Origin of the sequence: Bradyrhizobium sp. ARR65, assembly GCF_000472385.1 — a bacterium.
In the GTDB taxonomy this organism is placed as follows: Bacteria; Pseudomonadota; Alphaproteobacteria; order Rhizobiales; family Xanthobacteraceae; genus Bradyrhizobium.
The window spans coordinates 299,832-318,286 of the sequence record NZ_AWZU01000002.1 but is presented as its reverse complement, the minus strand read 5'-3'; the positions used below and the strand labels follow the sequence as shown (position 1 = coordinate 318,286).

Annotated in this window: 14 protein-coding genes; all 14 read right to left on the bottom strand. The window is 63.2% G+C overall.

Features of this window, described 5'->3' with window-relative positions:
• Positions 1 to 114: 114 nt before the first annotated feature.
• The 14 genes from F758_RS0104135 to F758_RS0104070 all read right to left on the bottom strand — a co-directional run bounded on the left by F758_RS0104135 (position 115) and on the right by F758_RS0104070 (position 18,388).
• Positions 115 to 966, bottom strand: a complete 852-nt coding sequence (locus tag F758_RS0104135) for a DeoR/GlpR family DNA-binding transcription regulator (protein ID WP_024506667.1) — start codon at positions 964 to 966, stop codon at positions 115 to 117.
• 221 nt (positions 967 to 1,187) lie between these two features.
• On the bottom strand, positions 1,188 to 1,364 hold the full coding sequence (locus F758_RS50695; RefSeq protein ID WP_198026407.1) for a hypothetical protein: 177 nt from the start codon (positions 1,362 to 1,364) through the stop codon (positions 1,188 to 1,190).
• 138 nt (positions 1,365 to 1,502) lie between these two features.
• Entirely contained in the window at positions 1,503 to 1,931 is a 429-nt protein-coding gene (locus tag F758_RS0104125) for an acyl-CoA thioesterase (RefSeq protein ID WP_024506666.1), read from the bottom strand.
• Positions 1,928 to 4,021 carry a 3-hydroxyacyl-CoA dehydrogenase NAD-binding domain-containing protein gene (locus tag F758_RS0104120; protein ID WP_024506665.1) on the bottom strand — a complete coding sequence of 698 codons (2,094 nt, stop codon included), beginning with the start codon at positions 4,019 to 4,021 and terminating at the stop codon, positions 1,928 to 1,930. Before F758_RS0104120 ends, F758_RS0104125 begins: the two co-directional genes overlap by 4 nt.
• Positions 4,022 to 4,023: 2 nt before the next feature.
• Complete coding sequence (locus tag F758_RS0104115; protein ID WP_024506664.1) at positions 4,024 to 5,307, bottom strand: acetyl-CoA C-acetyltransferase; 1,284 nt, start codon at positions 5,305 to 5,307, stop codon at positions 4,024 to 4,026.
• A complete protein-coding gene (locus F758_RS0104110; RefSeq protein ID WP_283805839.1) occupies positions 5,307 to 7,604 on the bottom strand; it encodes an acyl-CoA dehydrogenase in 2,298 nt (765 codons plus the stop codon). Before F758_RS0104110 ends, F758_RS0104115 begins: the two co-directional genes overlap by 1 nt.
• Before the next feature lie 299 nt (positions 7,605 to 7,903).
• A complete protein-coding gene (locus F758_RS0104105) occupies positions 7,904 to 8,527 on the bottom strand; it encodes a flavin reductase family protein (protein ID WP_024506662.1) in 624 nt (207 codons plus the stop codon).
• Positions 8,528 to 8,709: 182 nt separating this feature from the next.
• A complete protein-coding gene (locus tag F758_RS0104100; RefSeq protein ID WP_024506661.1) occupies positions 8,710 to 9,318 on the bottom strand; it encodes a TetR/AcrR family transcriptional regulator in 609 nt (202 codons plus the stop codon).
• 18 nt (positions 9,319 to 9,336) lie between these two features.
• Complete coding sequence (locus F758_RS0104095) at positions 9,337 to 12,462, bottom strand: efflux RND transporter permease subunit (protein ID WP_024506660.1); 3,126 nt, start codon at positions 12,460 to 12,462, stop codon at positions 9,337 to 9,339.
• 259 nt (positions 12,463 to 12,721) lie between these two features.
• Positions 12,722 to 13,828: an efflux RND transporter periplasmic adaptor subunit gene (locus F758_RS0104090; protein ID WP_024506659.1), complete on the bottom strand. Its 1,107-nt coding sequence runs from the start codon at positions 13,826 to 13,828 to the stop codon at positions 12,722 to 12,724.
• A 388-nt stretch (positions 13,829 to 14,216) separates the two neighbouring features.
• Positions 14,217 to 15,554, bottom strand: a complete 1,338-nt coding sequence (locus F758_RS0104085; RefSeq protein ID WP_024506658.1) for an MFS transporter — start codon at positions 15,552 to 15,554, stop codon at positions 14,217 to 14,219.
• Between the two features lie 217 nt (positions 15,555 to 15,771).
• Positions 15,772 to 16,935 carry a winged helix-turn-helix domain-containing protein gene (locus F758_RS0104080; protein WP_024506657.1) on the bottom strand — a complete coding sequence of 388 codons (1,164 nt, stop codon included), beginning with the start codon at positions 16,933 to 16,935 and terminating at the stop codon, positions 15,772 to 15,774.
• Positions 16,936 to 17,043: 108 nt separating this feature from the next.
• Entirely contained in the window at positions 17,044 to 17,277 is a 234-nt protein-coding gene (locus F758_RS0104075; protein WP_024506656.1) for a hypothetical protein, read from the bottom strand.
• Positions 17,278 to 17,410: 133 nt separating this feature from the next.
• On the bottom strand, positions 17,411 to 18,388 hold the full coding sequence (locus tag F758_RS0104070) for a zinc-binding dehydrogenase (protein WP_024506655.1): 978 nt from the start codon (positions 18,386 to 18,388) through the stop codon (positions 17,411 to 17,413).
• Positions 18,389 to 18,455: the final 67 nt, after the last annotated feature.

Genomic DNA, 18,455 nt, shown 5'->3' with positions numbered 1-18,455 from the left:
GCCGCGGCGCGCTCACCCCGTCATCCCCGCGCAAACGGCTTCGCCGTTTGTCGCTGGTCAGGGCGACGGACCAGCCTGAGCGTTCGCGATCGACCTAGGCAGTCTACTTTGCGACTATCGCAACCGCACCACTGGCGACGGCTCGGCGCCTTCTCCTGCCTCGCTCGTTTCGGCCGCCTCCTCGACATCCGCCGCGCGTTTTGGCATCGCTTCAATCACCTGGATACCGCGGGAATGGCAGATATTGGCCAGCCCCGCTGGCAACGGCTGGTCCGTGACGAAGGTCTGGATCTGGCTGATATGGGCGATGCGCACCGGCGCGCTGCGGGTGAACTTGGTGGAGTCGGCGACCAGGATGACGCTGCGCGCATTGGCGATGATGGCTTGCGCCACCTGCACTTCGCGATAGTCGAAGTCGAGCAGAGCCCCCTCCTCGTCGATGGCCGATGCGCCGATGATGGCATAGTCGACCTTGAACTGGCCGATCAGTTGCGTTGCGGTCGAGCCGACGACGGCGCCGTCGGCGCGACGCACCGCACCGCCCGCCACGATCACCTCGATGCGCGGATGGCGGTAGAGCAGCATCGCGACGTTGAGGTTGTTGGTGATCACGAGCAGGCCCTCATGCGAGGTGAGCGCGCTTGCGACTTCTTCCGTAGTGGTGCCGATATTGATGAAGAGCGAGCAGCCGTTCGGGATCAGCGCCGCGGCCGCCGCCCCGATCGCCTTCTTCTCCTCGGCCGCGACAAAGCGGCGCGCCTCGTAAGCGAGGTTTTCCACGCCGGACGCGATGATGGCGCCGCCGTGAATGCGCGTCAGCGAACGCTGTTCGCAGAGATCGTTGAGGTCCTTGCGAATGGTCTGCGCCGAGACCTCGAAGCGGCGCGCGAGCTCCTCCACCATCACCCGGCCCGAGGCACGCGCGAGGTTGAGGATTTCCGATTGGCGGTGGGTCAGGCCGGTCACGGCGTTACCTTGTCGCGGTTGTGCGGCTTAAGGTAGCGGCGGTTTAAGAGCCGGGTCAATCCTCGCTCCGTCGTCAATTCATGCGCCGTCATTTCGGGGCGATGCGAAGCATCGAACCCGGAATCTCGAGATTCCGGGTTCGCCTTCGGCGCCCCGGAATGACAGTGCCTTAAGGATGGAAGTCGCGCTGCAGCAGTCCGGCTATGCAGCCGCAGCCGCGCCTACGCCGCCTCGAGCAGGCGCGCGGCGGCGCGCTCGGCATCGCGTGGGGTACGGAAGATTCGACCTTCGAGTTGTTGGAAGCGCGGCGATGCCGCAAAGAAACGATAACCGTCCGGACCGCGCACGACGATTCCCGCCTGCTGCGATCCAACCTCTATAATGTAGCGATCGGACATTGCCCGCTCTCAGATCCCCTGTGAGGGCTTATAACAGATTCGGGGCGGTTTCGTTCCCGTAGAACAACCGCCAGCTACAGTAACCTGCGCACGTTGGAATTTCTCAAAAGAGTCGTCCGGCTGCCATCACACCGACACTTATGTCGCGATCGTCTGATCGCGCTGCACCGGTTGCGGGCGGCCATGGTCGTCGATCGCGACATAGGTGAAATTACCGTCGGTAACGAGAATAGAGCGCGACTCCTCGCGCCTGAGCACCCAGGCTTCGAGATGCACCGTGATCGAGGTGCGCCCCGTGCGCACAAGTGTCGCATGCACCGAGACGAGATCGCCGACATAGACCGGCTTGCGAAAGTTCATCGCCTCGATCGCGACCGTCACCGTGCGCGATTTCGCGACCTTGGATGCAAACACGCCGCCGCCGACATCCATCTGGCTGAGGAGCCAACCGCCGAAAATATCGCCATTGGCGTTGGTGTCCGCGGGCATCGCCAGCGTGCGGATGCAGAGATCACCACCCGGCTCGGCAGCGGCATTCAGCGGGTCCCGCACTTGCGTATCCGTCATTTAAAGGTCTCCCAGCCCGCGTCGGGCAAGAACCGACCGCCGAACTTTTGCGACAGCGCGCGAAGTGTGGCGATCACATTCTCGACGCCGCGCGTGCGCGCATAGTTCAACGGTCCGCCGCGAAACGGGGCATAGCCCGTGCCAAAAATCATGGCCCCATCGACCGCATCGGCATTGTCCACGATACCTTCGTGCAAGCAGGCGACGCAGACATTCGACATCGGCAGGATCAGGCGGTCGATCATCTCGCCCGTCGGCTGCGGCCCGTTCGGCCCAGCTTGCGACTTGTCGGCCTTGCCTTCCTTCCAGAAATAGAAGCCCTTGCCGCTCTTGCGCCCCAACTCACCCCTGATGACCTTTTCGCGCAGCCAGGCGGGCGCATCCGGCAGCAGGTCCCCGAATTTCGAACGCAGCATGTCGCCAACATCGAGGCAGATATCGAGTCCGACCCGGTCGGCGAGTTCGATCGGTCCCATCGGCATGCCGAATTTTTCCGCGGCCGCATCGATGGCGCCCTTGTCGACGCCTTCATCCAGCATCAGCATCGCTTCCAGCATGTAGGGCGTCAACGCGCGGTTGACGAGAAAGCCGGGTGAGCTCTTCACCGGTAGCGGGAGGCGATCGATGGCGCCGACAAAGACAAGCGCTTGTTTCAACAGCTCGCTGTCGGTGCCGTCATGGCTCACCACTTCGACTAATTGCAGCCTCGAGACGGGATTGAAGAAATGCAGGCCGAGCAAGCGCTCCGGCCTTTGCAGACTCGTGCGCAGATCCTGCAGCGGAATGCTGGAGGTGTTGGTGGCGAGGATCGCGCTTGGCTTCATCCGCGGCTCCAGCGCGGCGTAGACCTTCTGTTTCAGCTCCAGCTTTTCCGGGACCGCCTCGATGATGAGGTCCGCGTTGCGCACGCCCTCGCCGTCCAGATCCGGAACCAGCCGGTCCAAGGCATCGCGGACCTCAATCGGCTTACGGGTAATCTTTGTAAAGAGATCGCTCGCGCGTTTGATCGCGGAAGCGATCGGCTCCGGCTTCATGTCGGCCAGCGAGACGCGCAGGCCTTGATGCGCGCACCAGGCCGCGATATCGCCGCCCATGGCGCCGGCACCGATGACGTGGACATGGCGGATTTTGTTGCCAGTGCCGGCGAGCTTCTTCATCTGCTCGCGCAGAAAGAAGACACGGATCAGATTTTGCGCTGACGGCGTCACCATCAAACGCGCGAACGAGCTCTTCTCGGCCTGAAGCATCGCGGCCTTGTCGCCGCCGTGTTTCTCCCAGAGATCGATCAAGCCGTAAGGCGCCGGGTAATGCTCCGGCGAGGCTGCCTTGGCCGCCTCCTTGCGCATGCGCGAGGCGAGAAGGCCCCGCGCAGGCGCGGAGTTGAGAAGCGTGTTCAAGACGCCCGGCCGCGCGCGTTTCAAGCGGCCGAAGACGGCATCCCTCGCCGCGGCAGCGACGTGCCGTTCCTGTGTCACTGCATCGACGAGCCCGAGCGCCTTCGCGCGCCGCGCGTCGATGGTCCGGCCCGTCAGCATCAAGGTCATCGCCTGCATCGGATTGACGAGGCGCGTGAAGCGCACGGTGCCGCCCAGGCCTGGATGCAAGCCGAGCATTACCTCGGGAAAGCCGAAACGCGCATTGTCGATCGCAATCCGGGACTCACAGGCGAGCGCGACCTCGAGGCCGCCGCCGAGGCAGAAGCCGTGAATCACGGCAACGCTCGGCACGCGCAGCGCTTCCAGGCGATCAATCACCGCATGAGCCCGCATGATCGCCGCTTCAACCGGACCGGCATCGCTCGCGCCGCGGAATTCGTTGACATCCGCACCCGCAATGAAGCCGGACTTTTTCGCCGAGCGAATGACGAGCCCCGCCGGGCGTTCGCTCTCCAAAGCGGTGAGCACCTGTTCGAACTCCCCCATCACCTCGGCGGAAAGCGTGTTGGCGCTGGCGCCCTCGCGGTCGAACAACAGCCAGGCGATACCGTCGCCATCGCGCGTCAGCTTGAAATGGCGGTAGGGGCCGGGTGCAGGCGCTGGGCCCAGCGCGAGCATGCGGTCGGCGAGAACGTCCATTACCCTCGAGTCCATGATCACACCGTCTCGATCAGCATCGCGCCGCCCAGCCCGCCGCCGATGCATTCGGTGGCGATGCCGCGCCGTGTGCCCAGCCGCTTCATCGCATTGACGAGGTGCAGCACGATGCGATTGCCCGAGGTGCCCACGGGATGCCCAAGGCTGATGGCCCCGCCGTCGACATTCAGCCTGGCGCGGTCGATCTGGCCGGCCGCGCTATCGAGGCCCAGTACCTCGCGACAGAATTTGTCGTCGTTCCAGGCGGCAAGACAGCCGAGCACCTGCGCGGCAAAGGCCTCGTTCAACTCCCAGGTTTCGATATCCTGCAGCGTCAACTCGTTGCGCTTGAGCAGTTCGGCGGACGACAATACCGGGCCCAAACCCATGATCGACGGATCGAGCGCCGACCACTGGCTGTCGAGGATTACGGCCTTCGGCGTCAGCCCATATTTTGCAACAGCATCCTCGGAAGCGAGGATCACCCACGAAGCGCCGTCGGTGATCTGAGATGAATTACCGGGGGTGACCTGGCCCCAGGGTCGCTCGAACACCGGCCGCAGTTTCGAAAGCGTCTCCGCCGTCGAGTCAGGCCGCACGCCGTCATCACGGTCGTAGAACTTGCCGTCGCGTGCGAAGGCGGTCTCGACCTCGCCTTTCAAGAAACCTTCCGCTTGCGCCCTGGCAAGGCGCTGATGACTCTCGGCGGCGTAGCTATCCGCTTGCGCACGCGTGACGCCGAAAAGATGGCCGACGACTTCCGCCGTCTGCCCCATGTTGAGTTCGGTGATCGGATCGGTAAGGCCGCGCTCCAGCCCGATGATCGGCTTGAAATAGTTCGGCCGCAGCTTGAGCGCGGCCGCGATCTTGGCACCCAGGCTCTTCGCGGTCGCGAAGCCTGCGAACCAGCGCACCCCCTGTTGCGACCAGACCAGTGGTGCATAGCTCAGCGCTTCCGTACCGCCAGCCAGGATCAGATTGGCGTTGCCTTCGCGAATATAGCGATAGCCGGTGTCGATCGACTGCATGCCCGAGCCGCAATTGATCTGCAGCGTGAAGGCGACCATGGCCTCGCCCATGCCGAGCCGCAGCGCTGCGACACGGGCCGGATTCATTTCGTCCGCAATGACGTTGACGCAGCCGAGAATGACCTGATCGAAAGCGGATGGTGCAAAGGGTTGGCGTGCCAGCAGCGGCCGCCCCGCTTGCACGGCAAGATCGACCGGCGTGAACGGCCCCGGCCCCGAACGCGCTTTCAGAAACGGCGTCCGGCTGCCGTCGATGATAAAGACTGGCCGCGCCATCAGCTCGCCGCCCTTTGCTCACCCAGCTCCTGGAAGAACTGATGCACGTCGGCGCTCTTCTTGTAAATCGGCGACAACGCCTCGGGCGCGAAATCGTCGACCTCGATGACCTTCGCCACCGCGTCATGCGCAGCGGCGAGCTTGTCGGCCTCTAGCTGGGTGATGACACCGCGCTTCAGCGCTTCGTGCCGGTCATGCAGCCGCGCGGCGCGCATCTTCCTGGACGCATCCTCGGCGGCGACAACCAGCGATAACGCCTTTTCCAGCCGCGCCCGCCCGCCGTCATCCTCGACATACGAGAGATCAGGCGTGAGCCGGTCGCGCGCGGCCGACGGCGTCAGGATGATCTGCGCGCATTGATGGATGATGCGGTCGGAGGGGCCAAGCACGCGCGCGCCGAACGGCTGGATCAGGAATTTCAACATAGCGCCCACTAACCGGTTGGGCAGGTTGGCGAGAATCTCCGCAAAGCGGTTCTCGATGGTCTTGAAACCGGTCGCCATGCACCATTGCAGCAGCGGGAAATCCTCTTGCTGCCGGCCCTCGTCGTGCCAGCGCTTCAACGCGGCGGAGAGCAGGTAAAGCTCAGAGAGAATGTCACCAAAACGCGCCGACAGCATTTCCTTGCGTTTCAAGGCGCCGCCGAGCGTGAGCAGCGCCACGTCGGCGCAGAGCGCGAACGCCGATGCATAACGCGAGAGCTGGCGATAGAAGCCGGTCGCGGCGCCGGCATCCGGGGCGGGCGCAAACAAGCCGAACGTCCAGCTCCGGCCCCAGGCGCGGAGCAGCGTCATGAAGCTGTGGCCCACATGCTTCCAGAGCACGTAATCGAACGCATCGAGCCCGCGATCCCGATCCTCCTCACCCAACGCATTCATCTCCTCCAGGAGATAGGGATGCGCGCGGATCGCGCCCTGCCCGAACACGATCAGGTTGCGTGTCAGGATATTGGCGCCTTCCACTGTGATGCCGACCGGCACCGACCGATAGAGATTGCCGAGATAGTTCTGCGGGCCATCGATGATGGCCTTGCCGCCATGGATGTCCATAGCGTCGTCGATCACGATCCGCATCCGGTCAGTCGCCTGCAGCTTCATGATGCCGGAGATGACCGCGGGATGATGTCCCTCGTTAAGGGCGGCGCAGGTGAGCCGCCGCGCGGCATCGAGCAGGTAAGCCGTGCCGGCGATGCGGGCGAGCGGCTCCTCGATGCCTTCGAACTTGCCGATGGCGATCCCGAACTGCTCGCGGATGCGGGCGTAAGCGCCAGTGGTACGCGCGGCGTAGGCGGCGCCGGCGGCTGAGAGCGAGGGCAGCGAGATGCCGCGGCCGGCGGCGAGCGCCGTCATCAGCATCTTCCAGCCCTGGCCCAATCGGTCCTTGCCGCCGATGACGTAGTCGAGCGGAATGAACACATCGCGGCCCCGGTTCGGGCCGTTCTGAAAGACCTGCATCGCCGGAAGATGGCGGCGGCCGATCTCGACGCCGGGAAGATGCGTCGGGATCAGCGCGACGGTAATTCCGAGCTCTTCCTTCGCACCTAGGAGATGATCGGGATCGCAGGCCTTGAAGGCGAGGCCCAGAAGCGTCGCCACGGGCCCCAGCGTGATGTAGCGTTTGTGCCAATTGAGCCTTATGCCAAGCACCTCGCGGCCTTCAAAATCACCCTTGCAGATGATGCCGGTGTCGACCATCGCAGCGGCGTCGGAGCCAGCCTCAGGGCTGGTCAGGCCGAAGCAGGGAATGTCGCGGCCGTCAGCCAGCCGCGGCAACCATTTTTCCCGCTGCTCTTTGGTGCCGAAGCGCAGCAAGAGTTCGCCGGGGCCGAGCGAATTGGGCACCATCACCGTGACAGCGGCAGTCAGCGAGCGTGAGGAGAGCTTGCGCACCACTTCCGAATGCGCATAGGGCGAAAAGCCGAGCCCGCCATACTCCTTCGGAATGATCATGCCGAAGAATTTCTTCTCCTTGATGAAGTCCCAGGCCTCCTTCGGCAGGTCGCGCCATTCCCAGTTGATCTTCCACTCGTCGAGCATGGCGCAGAGCTCGTCGACCGGGCCGTTGAGGAAAGCTTTCTCTTCGTCCGCGAGCGTGGCCTGGGGATAGTTCAACAGCTTCTGCCAGTCCGGCTCGCCGGTGAAGAGCTCGGCGTCCCACCAGACGTCGCCCGCCTCCAGTGCTTCGCGCTCGGTGTCGGACATCGACGGCAGCGCCTTGCGCGCCAGGGAAAAGATCGGCTTGGTCATGAAGTCGCGGCGAAAGGAGCTCATGGCGATGTCCCTAACGGTTGCGAGCAACGGCGCGATGTCAGTCGATGTTCGGCAGAACCTTCTGTAACGAAAAGGCCAAAAAATCAGGCGGCCGTTCGCACTGAAAATAAACTGAAATTGATCGAGCAATAACGAGGCATTTTGCCCCGAGTTCCGGATTCCCTTTACCTCGCCCCGCCCGTGGGGAGAGGTCGGATCGCATCGTTAGATGCGATCCGGGTGAGGGGCTTTCTCCTCCAATTGTGCTCGTGGAGAGAGCCTCTCACCCCGCCCCTGTTCCCATGAAGAACGGGGAGAGCGAGAGGAGTGAGCACCGGCTCAGACCATCAATCGGGACGCGGCATTTCGAACATGGCCTCGGGGCGGATCTCGAAATAGTCGCCGCGTCGGCCGGCGCGGACGATGGGGCGTGCCAGCGCGGTCTGGTAGACGCCGTCCTTGATGAAGGCCTTATCGATATGGACGGCGACGACTTCGCCGAGCGTCAGCCAAGCCTCGGCCTTGCTGCCGTCGGCGCCCTGGAGCTGAATGATCTGTGACAGCTTGCACTCGAAGGCGACTGGGCTCTCGGCGACGCGCGGCACGTTGACGAGTTTGCAGGGTACCGGCGTCAGCCCGGCGATGCCGAATTCGTCGACATCACGGGCGACGTGGGCCGCCGTCGCGTTCATCTGCCTGGCGAGGTCCATGGTCGCGAGATTCCAGACGAACTCTTTGGTCTCCTGGATATTGGCGACGCTGTCCTTCCAGGACGTGGACGAAAAACCGACGATCGGCGGCTTGTAACAGAAGGCATTGAAGAAGCTGTAAGGCGCGAGATTGACGTTGCCCTTGGCGTCGCGCGAGGAAATCCAGCCGATCGGCCGCGGCGCGACAATGGCATTGAAGGGATCGTGCTTCAGCCCATGGCCGTTGGCCGGTTCGTAATAGTGCAATTCCTTCTCTGCCACACCTGCTTCCTTGTTGTTGGAGCGTCACTGCGAGGAGCGAAAGCGACGAAGCAATCCAGAGTGTCGCCGCGGAGCAAGCCTGGATTGCTTCGCTGCGCTCGCAATGACGGAATAACCCAATTATCGCCGTGTTCGCCCGCGCGTATTGCGCGTGCGCCCCGGAATGACGGATGGAGGGGAACTTAGCCTGCAGCTTTGCCCGAACCAAGCCCGGCGAGGACAAAATCGATCATTTGATCGATGCTGGGGCCGGGTTTGTCGGCGGCCTGCGCGATCATCTGCGGATGGAAGAATTTCACCATCGCGGTACAGGCGCACATCGCCGCCAGCGGTACATCGGCGACGCGGAATTCGCCCGACGCCGCGCCCTGCCCGATCACCTCGCCGATGATGCGGGTGATGAGCTCCATGTGCGCCACGCAGACGTCCCAGCTCTCCTCCATGGCGATCTCGACCATCTCGTGCATCTTGGAGTCGCCGACATAGCGCTCGGTGTTCATGCGGTTGATGGTCTTTATGAGTTCGCGCAGACGGGGCGTAGCCGGCCCCGGAGCATCCGCGATCCGCTTGGCTTCGGTCTCGACCTCGCCCATCAGCGTGCGCGCCACGCCTTCGTGGATCGCCTTCTTCGACTCGAAGAAGCGATACACGTTGGCCGGGCTCATACGCAGCTCTTTGGCGATATCCGCGACCGTGGTCTTCTGGTAGCCGAGCTGCCGGAACAGCCGCTCCGCCACCACGAGGATCCGCTCGCGGGTGTCAGGCTCGACATGTTCGGAAATCAGCGTCATGACGATCTCAATGTTCAACTATTCCGCGGCCTCAGCAAGCGGAAAAGCGGGCTGCCGTTGCTGCGACGCAAGATCGGCGTTTGCGCCGCTTTCTTCAAGGCTCTTGCGGAACCAGAGGGCGTAGAGACCCGGCAGGTACAGCAAGGTCAGGAAGGTTGCAACAAACAAACCGCCCATGATGGTGATCGCCATCGGCCCCCAAAACGCCGAGCGCGACAGCGGGATCATGGCGAGGATAGCGGCAAGCGCGGTGAGCACCACCGGTCGGGCCCGGCGCACCGTCGCCTCCACGATCGCCTCCTTGCGCGTGAGCCCATGGGTGACGTCGGTCTCGATCTGGTCGACCAGGATCACGGTGTTGCGCATGATCATGCCGGCGAGCGCGATCAGGCCGAGCAGCGCGACGAAGCCGAACGGGGCGTTGGCGACGTTCAACCCCAACGAGGCGCCGATGATGCCAAGGGGCGCGGTGAGGAAGACCAGGAAGAGGCGCGAGAAGTTCTGGAGCTGAATCATCAGGAGCGTCAGCATCACGATCGCCATCATCGGGAAGAGGACGAAGATCGAGGCATTGCCCTTGGCGGATTCCTCGAACGCGCCGCCCGCCTCGATCCGGTAGGCCGGCTCGAGATGATCGCGAATCTCCTGCAATTTCGGCCAGATCTGGTTGGTGACATCGGGCGCCTGCACGCCGTCGTTGACGTCGGAGCGCACCGTTATCGCCATGTCGCGATTGCGCCGCCACAGGATCGGCTCCTCGTGTGAATATTCGATCTTCGCGATCTGCTGCAGCGGCACGGCGATGCCGTTCTTGGAAGTAATGGTGAGGTCGCCGACATGGGCGAGATCGAGCCGCTCGGAGGGAACGGCGCGGGCGACCACGCTGACCTTCTCGATGCCGTCGCGCACGGTGGTGACCTGGAGGCCCGAGATCAGCATGGCGAGCGACTGCGAGACGTCCTGCGGGGTCAGGCCCAGCGCACGGGCACGATCCTGGTCGACAACAAGTTTCAGGTAAGGTGATTGCTCGTTCCAGTCGAGTTGCACGTCTTTGACGTTCGGGTTTTGCTTCATGACATCGCGGACCTGATAGGCGATCTCGCGCACTTTGTTGGTGTCAGGCCCGATCACGCGGAATTGCACGGGGAAACCGACCGGCGGACCGAAATTGAAGCGGTCGACACGCACGCGCGCCTCGCTGAGCGCACCGTCAGCCACCGCGTTCTCGATTTTGGCCTTGATGCGCTCGCGCGCTTCGACGTCCTTCGCCACGATCACGATTTCGGCAAAGGCCTCGTTCGGAAGCTGGGGATTAAGGCCCAGCCAGAAGCGCGGCGAGCCCTGCCCGACATAGGCGGTGTAGGTCGAAATATCCTTGTCACCCCTAAGCAGCGTCTCCGCCTTCTCCACCGACTTTTCCGTGACATTGAAGGCGGTGCCCTCCGGTAGGCGTAGCTGCAGGAACAGTTCGGGCCGCTCCGACAGCGGGAAAAACTGCTGCTGCACATGGCCGAAGGCCACGATTGAGGCGGCGAAGATGCCCACAGTCGCCGCGACCGTGGTGATGCGATGATCGACGCACCATTGGATGACGGCGCGTAAGCCGCGATAGAGCCGCGTCTCATAGATCGCGTGCGGGTCGTGACTGTGGTGGACCTTCATGTCCGGCAACAGCTTGACGCCGATATAGGGCGTGAAGATCACGGCCACGAACCAGGAGGCGATCAGCGAGATCGCCACGATCCAGAAAATGCCCCCGGCATATTCGCCGACCGCCGAATTGGCAAAGCCGATGGGTAGAAAACCGGCCGCGGTGACCAGCGTGCCCGTGAGCATCGGAAACGCCGTCGACTCCCACGCAAAGGACGCGGCGCGGATGCGGTCCCAGCCCTGCTCCATCTTCACCACCATCATCTCCACCGCGATGATCGCGTCATCGACGAGCAGGCCGAGCGCGATGATCAAGGCACCGAGCGTAATGCGGTGCAGATCGAGCGACATCGCGTTCATCACGATGAAGACGATTCCGAGCACCAAGGGGACGGACAGGGCCACGACGATGCCGGTGCGCCAGCCGAGCGCGAGGAAGGAGACGAACAGCACGATCGCGAGCGCCTCGACGAAAGAGTGCACGAACTCGCCGACCGCGTGCTCGACGACCTTGGGCTGATCGGCGATCTGATCGATATTGATGCCTTGCGGCACCGCCTTCATGAAGTCGGCGGTGGCGGCATTCACGTCCTTGCCGAGTTCGAGAATATTGGCGCCCTTGGCAGTGACGACGCCGATGCCGATCGCGGGCTTGCCTTCCTGGCGCACGATGAAGCTCGGCGGGTCGACGAAGCCGTGGGTGACGGTTGCGATATCGCCCAGCCGGAAGACGCGCCCATTGCTCTCGACGGGCGTTTCCGCCACCGCTTTGGCGCCATCGAGCGCGCCGGTGACGCGCAGCGGCACGCGCTGCGACGAGGTTTCCACCGTGCCCGCCGGCACGACGTTGTTCTGCTTTGCGAGCGAGTCGAACAGTGCCTGCGGCGTGATGCCGAGCGTGGCGAGCTTGGCGTGAGAGAACTCGACAAAGACGCGCTCGTCCTGGTTGCCATACATGTCGACCTTGGTGACGCCGTTCACCTTGAGCAGGCGCTGGCGGAAAGCCTCTGCAACCGTCTTGAGCTGCTTGTAGTCGGCACCATCGCCGGTCAGCATGAAGAGGATGGAATCGACGTCGGAGAATTCGTCGTTGACGACGGGGCCGAGAATGCCGCTCGGCAATTCGCCCTGCACGTCGACCAGCTTCTTGCGCAGGAGATAAAACAGATAGGGCACGTCCTTCGGCGGCGTGGAATCGCGGAAGGTCACCTGCATCGCGGAGAAGCCGGGCTTCGAATAGGTCTGCACCTTCTCGAAATAGGGCAGCTCCTGCAGCTTCTTCTCAATGGGATCGGCGACCTGGGTCTGCATCTCCTTGGCGGTCGCGCCCGGCCACATCACGGAGACGTTGACGACCTTGACCGTGAAATACGGGTCCTCCGCTCGCCCGAGCCGCTGATACGAGAACAGGCCGGCGATGCCCAGCGCCACCATCAGGAACAGCACGAGCGCCGGATGGCTGACCGCCCAGGCGGAAAGATTGAAGCGCTTCATGTCGATCTCCAGTTTTCTCGCGACCTGCTTCAATTTCGTCGTTCCGGGGCGCACGCAAAGCGAACCCCGGAACCTCGAGATTCCGGGTTCGGTGCTTTCGCACCACCCCGGAATGGCGGAGCGCAACTGCGCGACGAGATCAGATCGAATCGTCGCGCTCAGGGACCGTCATTGCGGGGGGAAGCGAAGCGATCCAGGGGGCTGGGCTTGGATACTGGACCACTTCCTCGCTTCGCACCCCGCAATGACGGAAGGGAATTCAGAACGACAGCGACGAGACCACCCGTACCTTCTGACTCGGATCAATCTTTTGTACGCCGAGCGCGACCACCTTGGCGCCCTCCTCCACGCCGCCCGAGATGACGAGGTCGTTGCTCTCATAGGCCTTCACCTTCACCGGCTTCAGCGTCACCTCGCCCTTGTCGTCGACGACATAGAGCGAGGGATCGCCGCCCTGGCGAAACAGCGCCGACAGCGGCAGCCGCGCGACCCGTTCGGTCGCGGGATCGGCCAGAGTCAGCGTTGCGGTCATGCCGAGCTCGACATTGTCGCCGGCCTCGGGCAGCGAGAATTTGGCGAGATAGGTGCGCGTGACCGGATCGGCGCTCGGCGAAATCTCGCGCAGGCGCGCGGCGTATTTCCGGTTCGGATCGGACCACAGCGTCACGGTCGCCATGCCTTTCTTGGCACGCTCGACCAGCGTTTCGGGGATCGCGACCACCGCCTCTTTTTCCGCCAGCCGCGCGACGCGAATGGCGGTCTGGCCGGCGGCCACGACCTGGCCGGGCTCGACCAGCGTCGCGGTAACGACGCCGCGGGCGTCCGCCTCCAGCGTCGCGTAGGAGAGCGAGTTCTTGGTGAGCTCGACCGAGCGCTCGGCGCGGTTAAGCCGCGCGCGAGCCTCGTCGGCCGAGGCCTTGGCGGAATCGAGCTGGGCGTCGGTGGTCCAACCATTGACGCGCAGGTTCTTGGCGCGCTGCTCGGCGGCGGCGGCCTGTGCCAGCACGCCGGTCGCGGCCCTGAGCTCAGCCTCCGCCTGCTCGGCTTGCAGCTTCAGGTCGACCTCGTCCAGCGTCGCGAGCGGGGTGCCGACATCGACGCGTTGGCCGACCTCGACCAGGCGCTTGGAAACCTTGCCGGCGACGCGAAAGCCGAGGTCGCTCTCGATACGTGGCCGGATGGTCCCGACAAAGCTGCGCTCAGGGGTTTCGGCCTCGTAATGGGCGGTCGCGACCAGCACGGGGCGGGTCGGCTCGGCCTTCTCGGCGACGCTGTCGTTGCAGCCTGCCAGCGCTACCGCCATGCCGGCCAGCGTCACGCCAGCTAACAACCTGGAGTAATTCAACAAAATCAACCGGGCCAGCATCGGACACTCCCTGGACTCGACCTATCCTGGAATGTCAAATGTTTGCTGACGAAAGTCAATAATCGTCAATAATCATGATTTCGTGAACGTTAATTAATATTGCTCGGCCGCCCCGGCAAACGCCGAGTCCACAACAGGTGTTTGCGAAAACCTCAGGGTCGGTTGAGCAAATGCGAAACCCACCACCTTCCACTGGCGTCAATGGTAGGTTTCGCCCTGCTCAACCCACCGACGCATGACTGCACCGGCCCCAAGCACGTCATTCCGGACGACGCGCACGGCGCGTCTATCCGGAATCTCGAGCTCGTTTGGCGACGTTTCTTGACCAGAGAGATTCCAGGTTCGCTCGCTCTCGCGAGCGCCCCGAATGACAAAGCTAAAACGCCCGTCACTTCCCCCGTTCGGTGCCGGCGAACTCCACCTTGCTCTCGTGGCCGCCCAGGAAAACGAGCAGGCCGCCGATCAGTGGCAAGACCGCAAGAAACAGCAGGCCGGTCGAGGTGCTGCCCGTCGCTTCCTTGGCCCAGCCGATCAGATACGGCCCGCCGAAGCCGGCAAGATTGCCGATCGAGTTGATCAGCGCGATCGCGCCGGCCGCCGCAGTGCCGGAGAGCCAGGCCGTCGGCAACGTCCAGAACACGCCGAAGATGCAAAAGATGCCGATGGCGGCAAGGGTCAGCACCACCATGGTCATGGTCGGGTCGGTGATGTTGCTGGAGACCCCGAGCGCGAGCGCTGTGACGAAGAACGGCGCGCCGACATGGAAGACGCGCTCGCGCGTCGCATCCGAGCGCCTTGCCCACAGGATCATGGCAGCGGTACCGAACAGATACGGGATCGCGGTGACGAAACCGGTCTGCGCATTGGTGAGGCCGAAGGCCTTGACGATCTGCGGCAGCCAGAACTGCATGCCGTAGAGCGCCGCGACGAAGCAGAAGTAGATCAGGCTGAGCATGATCACCTTGGGCGAAGACAGCGCTTCACCCAACGTCATGGACTTCGCCGCCTGCTTGGCGGCAAATTCGGCATTGAGCCGCGTCGACAGCCAGGCCTTCTGCTCGGCCGTGAGCCAGTTGGCATGTTCGGGCTTGTCGGTCAGATAGAACCAGGTGACCAACCCGAGCATCATCGAGGGGATGCCCTCGATGATGAACAGCCATTGCCAGCCTCTCAGGCCCCAGACGCCGTCGAGGCCAAGCAACAGGCCCGAAATCGGCGCGCCGATCACGGTGGAGACGGGCACAGCGATAGCGAATGCCGCGAGAAAACGCGCACGATATTCGGCCGGGTACCAATACGTCAGATAGAGGATGATGCCGGGGAAGAAGCCGGCCTCGGCCACGCCGAGCAGGAAGCGCAGCAGGTAAAAACTCCACTCGCTGTTGACGGTTGCCATCAGCGCCGAGATCACCCCCCAGGTCACCATGATACGTGCGATCCAGCGGCTGGCGCCGAACTTCTCCAGTGCGAGATTGCTCGGTACCTCGAAGATGAAATAGCCGATGAAGAAAATGCCGGCGCCCCAGGCGTAGATCAGGGGCGTGAATTTCAATTCCGCGTTCATGCCGAGCGCAGCGAAGCTGAGGTTGACGCGATCGAGATAGGAGAAGAAGTAAGCCAGCACCAGAAAGGGGATGAGCCGCCAGGAGATGGCGCGGATGGTCGAGGCTTCGATGTCGCCCCGAACGCCGACGCTCGACGCAGCAAGACTCGCGGATTGGCTCATGTTTGCTCCCCTGGGTCGTTCTTTTTGATGTTCTGACAAAGGTTTTTAGCATTGCACCGGTGGTGTCAATCGGATTCATCCGGGATGCACATTCGCTGGGGCGGGAGGAGGCATGCGTCGGCCCTATCTTGCTGCGTCATTCCGGGGCACGCGAAGCGTGAACCCGGAATCTCGAGATTCCGGGTTCGATGCTGCGCATCGCCCCGGAATGACGGCATCAGTTGTCGAGCTGGAATCTCTCGAACCGGTCGAGCTCTTCCTCGATCCGCACCTTCAATGTATTGCGCGCGCCGCGCTTGGCCCCAACGCCCACCCAGCTCCATTGCTGCAGCAACAGCTTGCGGTTCTGCCGGTCGGTCTTGACGTCGATGGCGGCGACGATGTCATCGTCCACCAGCACCGGCAGCGCGAAATAGCCGAACTGGCGCTTGTGTTTCGGCACATAGGCCTCAAAACGGTGCTCGTAGCCGAAGAACAGACCCGTGCGCTTGCGCTGGATGATCAGCGGATCGAAGGGCGAGAGGATGTGCACCAGCTCAGGCGCGCCCTCACCTTTCTCCTCCAGAAACTCCGGGCGTGCCCAGTGCTCCTGCTTGCCGGCACCTTCCAGCATGACCGGGACCAGTTCGCCCCGCCGAACGCATGCCTCGATTATACGGCGGACTCCCGGCTTGCTCGGCGCGTCGAGATGGCAGATCGAATCGAGCGAGACGAGGCCCTGCGAGCGCAGGGCTCGATCGAGCAGATAGGCGGCGACCTCGGTCGCGGACGCGGCCTTCGGCGGCTTGTCCCAGCCGAAATGCCGACCGATCAGCTCATAGGTCTTCAGCATGCCATTGCGCTCGCTGATGGCGAGCGCGCCGGTATAGAAGGCAAATTGCAGCGCCCGCTTCGAGGGCTTGCGGCTGGCCCAGAGATGCTCCTTCTCGACCAGCACGTCGTCGTCGATGTCGCGAATGGTCAGCGGTCCCTGCCGGATCAGGCGCATCACCTTGCGCAGGTCCTGCGGCGTAACCTGCTCGAACCAGCGTTCCCGCTCGCGCTTGTGCAGCCGCATCAGCGGAATGAAAAACCGCAGGTCGCGGCTCGGAACGTAGGACAGCGCGTGGGTCCAGTATTCGAACACGCTCTTGTCGACGCTCTGGGCCTGGTGCAGATCGACGCGCCTGTATTCGGGAATGCGGGTCCAGAGGATGTGGTGATGGCAGCGCTCGATGACGTTGATGGTATCGATCTGCACATAGCCGAGATGAGCGACCGCATCCGCCACGGCCTGCGCGCCGGCGCCGAACGGCGCGGCCGTATCGAGCCGCTGCGCGCGCAACCAGATGCGCCTCGCCTCACGCTGGCTTAAGGGATGGAGTTTCTTGCCGCCGGACACAACGAGCTAATTTAGCCGGATTCGGCCGGGGCGCGCGAGAGGGAAGAAAGGCCGCGCGGCCTTAATCGGCTGCGCGGCAAGTCCCAAATGAAAAATTCTTTGCCGGCCTTACTTCGCCATGCTCAACTTCTGCGCATTCATATAGTGCATGCAGGCGTTCTTCATCTTGCCATTGCCCATCTCGGTGTTGGCCGCGGCCAATTCCTTGTTGGCCGGGGTCGGCTCGGGTCCCATCGCCGCGACGGCCTTGGCCATGTTGTCGGCGGTGCAGGCCATCATTTTGGCGGAAGCCGGCGAAAGAGCCAGCGCCGATAAGATCGCAGCAGCAATCAAAATCCTCATCTTGCCCTCACTGAAAGAAAGCCGGCGACATGCCGGCTCACGCGCTGCATATTTTCCACGGGAAGATTTCGGGAAAAAGACACTTTCCATGCTGCAGGGCAATGCCGGCCCCCATCGCCCTGGTCTCCCGACGTCAGAGCCGGACGACGACTTTGCCGCCCGCCGTGTTTTCCTCCAGGACGCGGTGGGCGGCTGAGATGTTCTCGAACCTGAACACCTGCGCGGGCTTGGCCCGATAGATGCCGGAGGCGACGCGATCCACGATGGCCTGGAATGGAATTTCCGAGAGCGGAAATTCGCCGGATCCGGTCACCAACGCGCTGGCAAAAATGCTGAGCCGCACCCCACTCGGAATTTGAAAGACCGGCTCGACCGTCAGCGGCCCGCCTCCACCGAGAAAGCCGACCAGGCATACCTCGCCGCCCCGCCGCACCATCCGAAGCGAATCGAGGACCGTGCTATTGCCGATGATATCAAGCACCGCCTCGATTCCCCGACTGTGCAATTGGCGCAAATGCTGCGACAGCCCGCTGTGCTCCGGCAGGACTGCGTCGGCCCCCAGAGACTCAAGCAATGCGGTGCGCGCTGCGTTGCGCGTGGTGGCGATCACCCGCACACCGGCATGCGCCGCGATATTGATGGCTGCCTGCCCCAGCGCCGAGGTGGCGCCGCGAATGAGCACCGTCTGGCCGGGCTTGATCGCGAGGATCCCGCATAGCGCGGTCCATGCGGTGGCATAGGATTCCGGGATGGCGGCGAGATCTTCCCAGGCGAGATCCGTCTCGATTGCCGTGACATTGGCGCTTGGTGCGTTGACGAGCTCGGCATAGCTGCCGCTAGTGCCGCGACCCATGCCACCGACGATGGCGAGCACCTTCTGCCCCGGCTTGAAGTGTCCGTCGGGATCGGCCCTCACCACGCCGACGCATTCGATGCCGCTGATCTCGGCGACTTCGCCCCACGCGCCTGAGCGGAAGTACAGCTCCGCGCGGTTGACGCCGAAGGCCTTCACCTCGATCAGGACGTGGCCGAGCTTCGGCTCGGGATCTGGACGCCGTTCGATCGCGAGCACGTCCGGCCCGCCGTATTCCTTGATGACGATCGCGCGCATGAGGATTTCCCTGTGTTGTGACGCGCGCGAGCTTTGCGAATTGTGCCATCAGAAAAAAGAATATAAT

Bases quoted from the DNA above. Each gene is read 5' to 3' on its own strand.
- F758_RS0104075 (WP_024506656.1), bottom strand. From the start codon at position 17,277: ATGAGGATTTTGATTGCTGCTGCGATCTTATCGGCGCTGGCTCTTTCG.
- F758_RS0104090 (WP_024506659.1), bottom strand. From the start codon at position 13,828: ATGCTGGCCCGGTTGATTTTGTTGAATTACTCCAGGTTGTTAGCTGGC.
- F758_RS0104120 (WP_024506665.1), bottom strand. From the start codon at position 4,021: ATGGACTCGAGGGTAATGGACGTTCTCGCCGACCGCATGCTCGCGCTG.
- F758_RS0104085 (WP_024506658.1), bottom strand. From the start codon at position 15,554: ATGAGCCAATCCGCGAGTCTTGCTGCGTCGAGCGTCGGCGTTCGGGGC.
- F758_RS0104115 (WP_024506664.1), bottom strand. From the start codon at position 5,307: ATGGCGCGGCCAGTCTTTATCATCGACGGCAGCCGGACGCCGTTTCTG.
- F758_RS0104100 (WP_024506661.1), bottom strand. From the start codon at position 9,318: ATGACGCTGATTTCCGAACATGTCGAGCCTGACACCCGCGAGCGGATC.
- F758_RS0104125 (WP_024506666.1), bottom strand. From the start codon at position 1,931: ATGACGGATACGCAAGTGCGGGACCCGCTGAATGCCGCTGCCGAGCCG.
- F758_RS0104070 (WP_024506655.1), bottom strand. From the start codon at position 18,388: ATGCGCGCGATCGTCATCAAGGAATACGGCGGGCCGGACGTGCTCGCG.
- F758_RS0104095 (WP_024506660.1), bottom strand. From the start codon at position 12,462: ATGAAGCGCTTCAATCTTTCCGCCTGGGCGGTCAGCCATCCGGCGCTC.
- F758_RS50695 (WP_198026407.1), bottom strand. From the start codon at position 1,364: ATGTCCGATCGCTACATTATAGAGGTTGGATCGCAGCAGGCGGGAATC.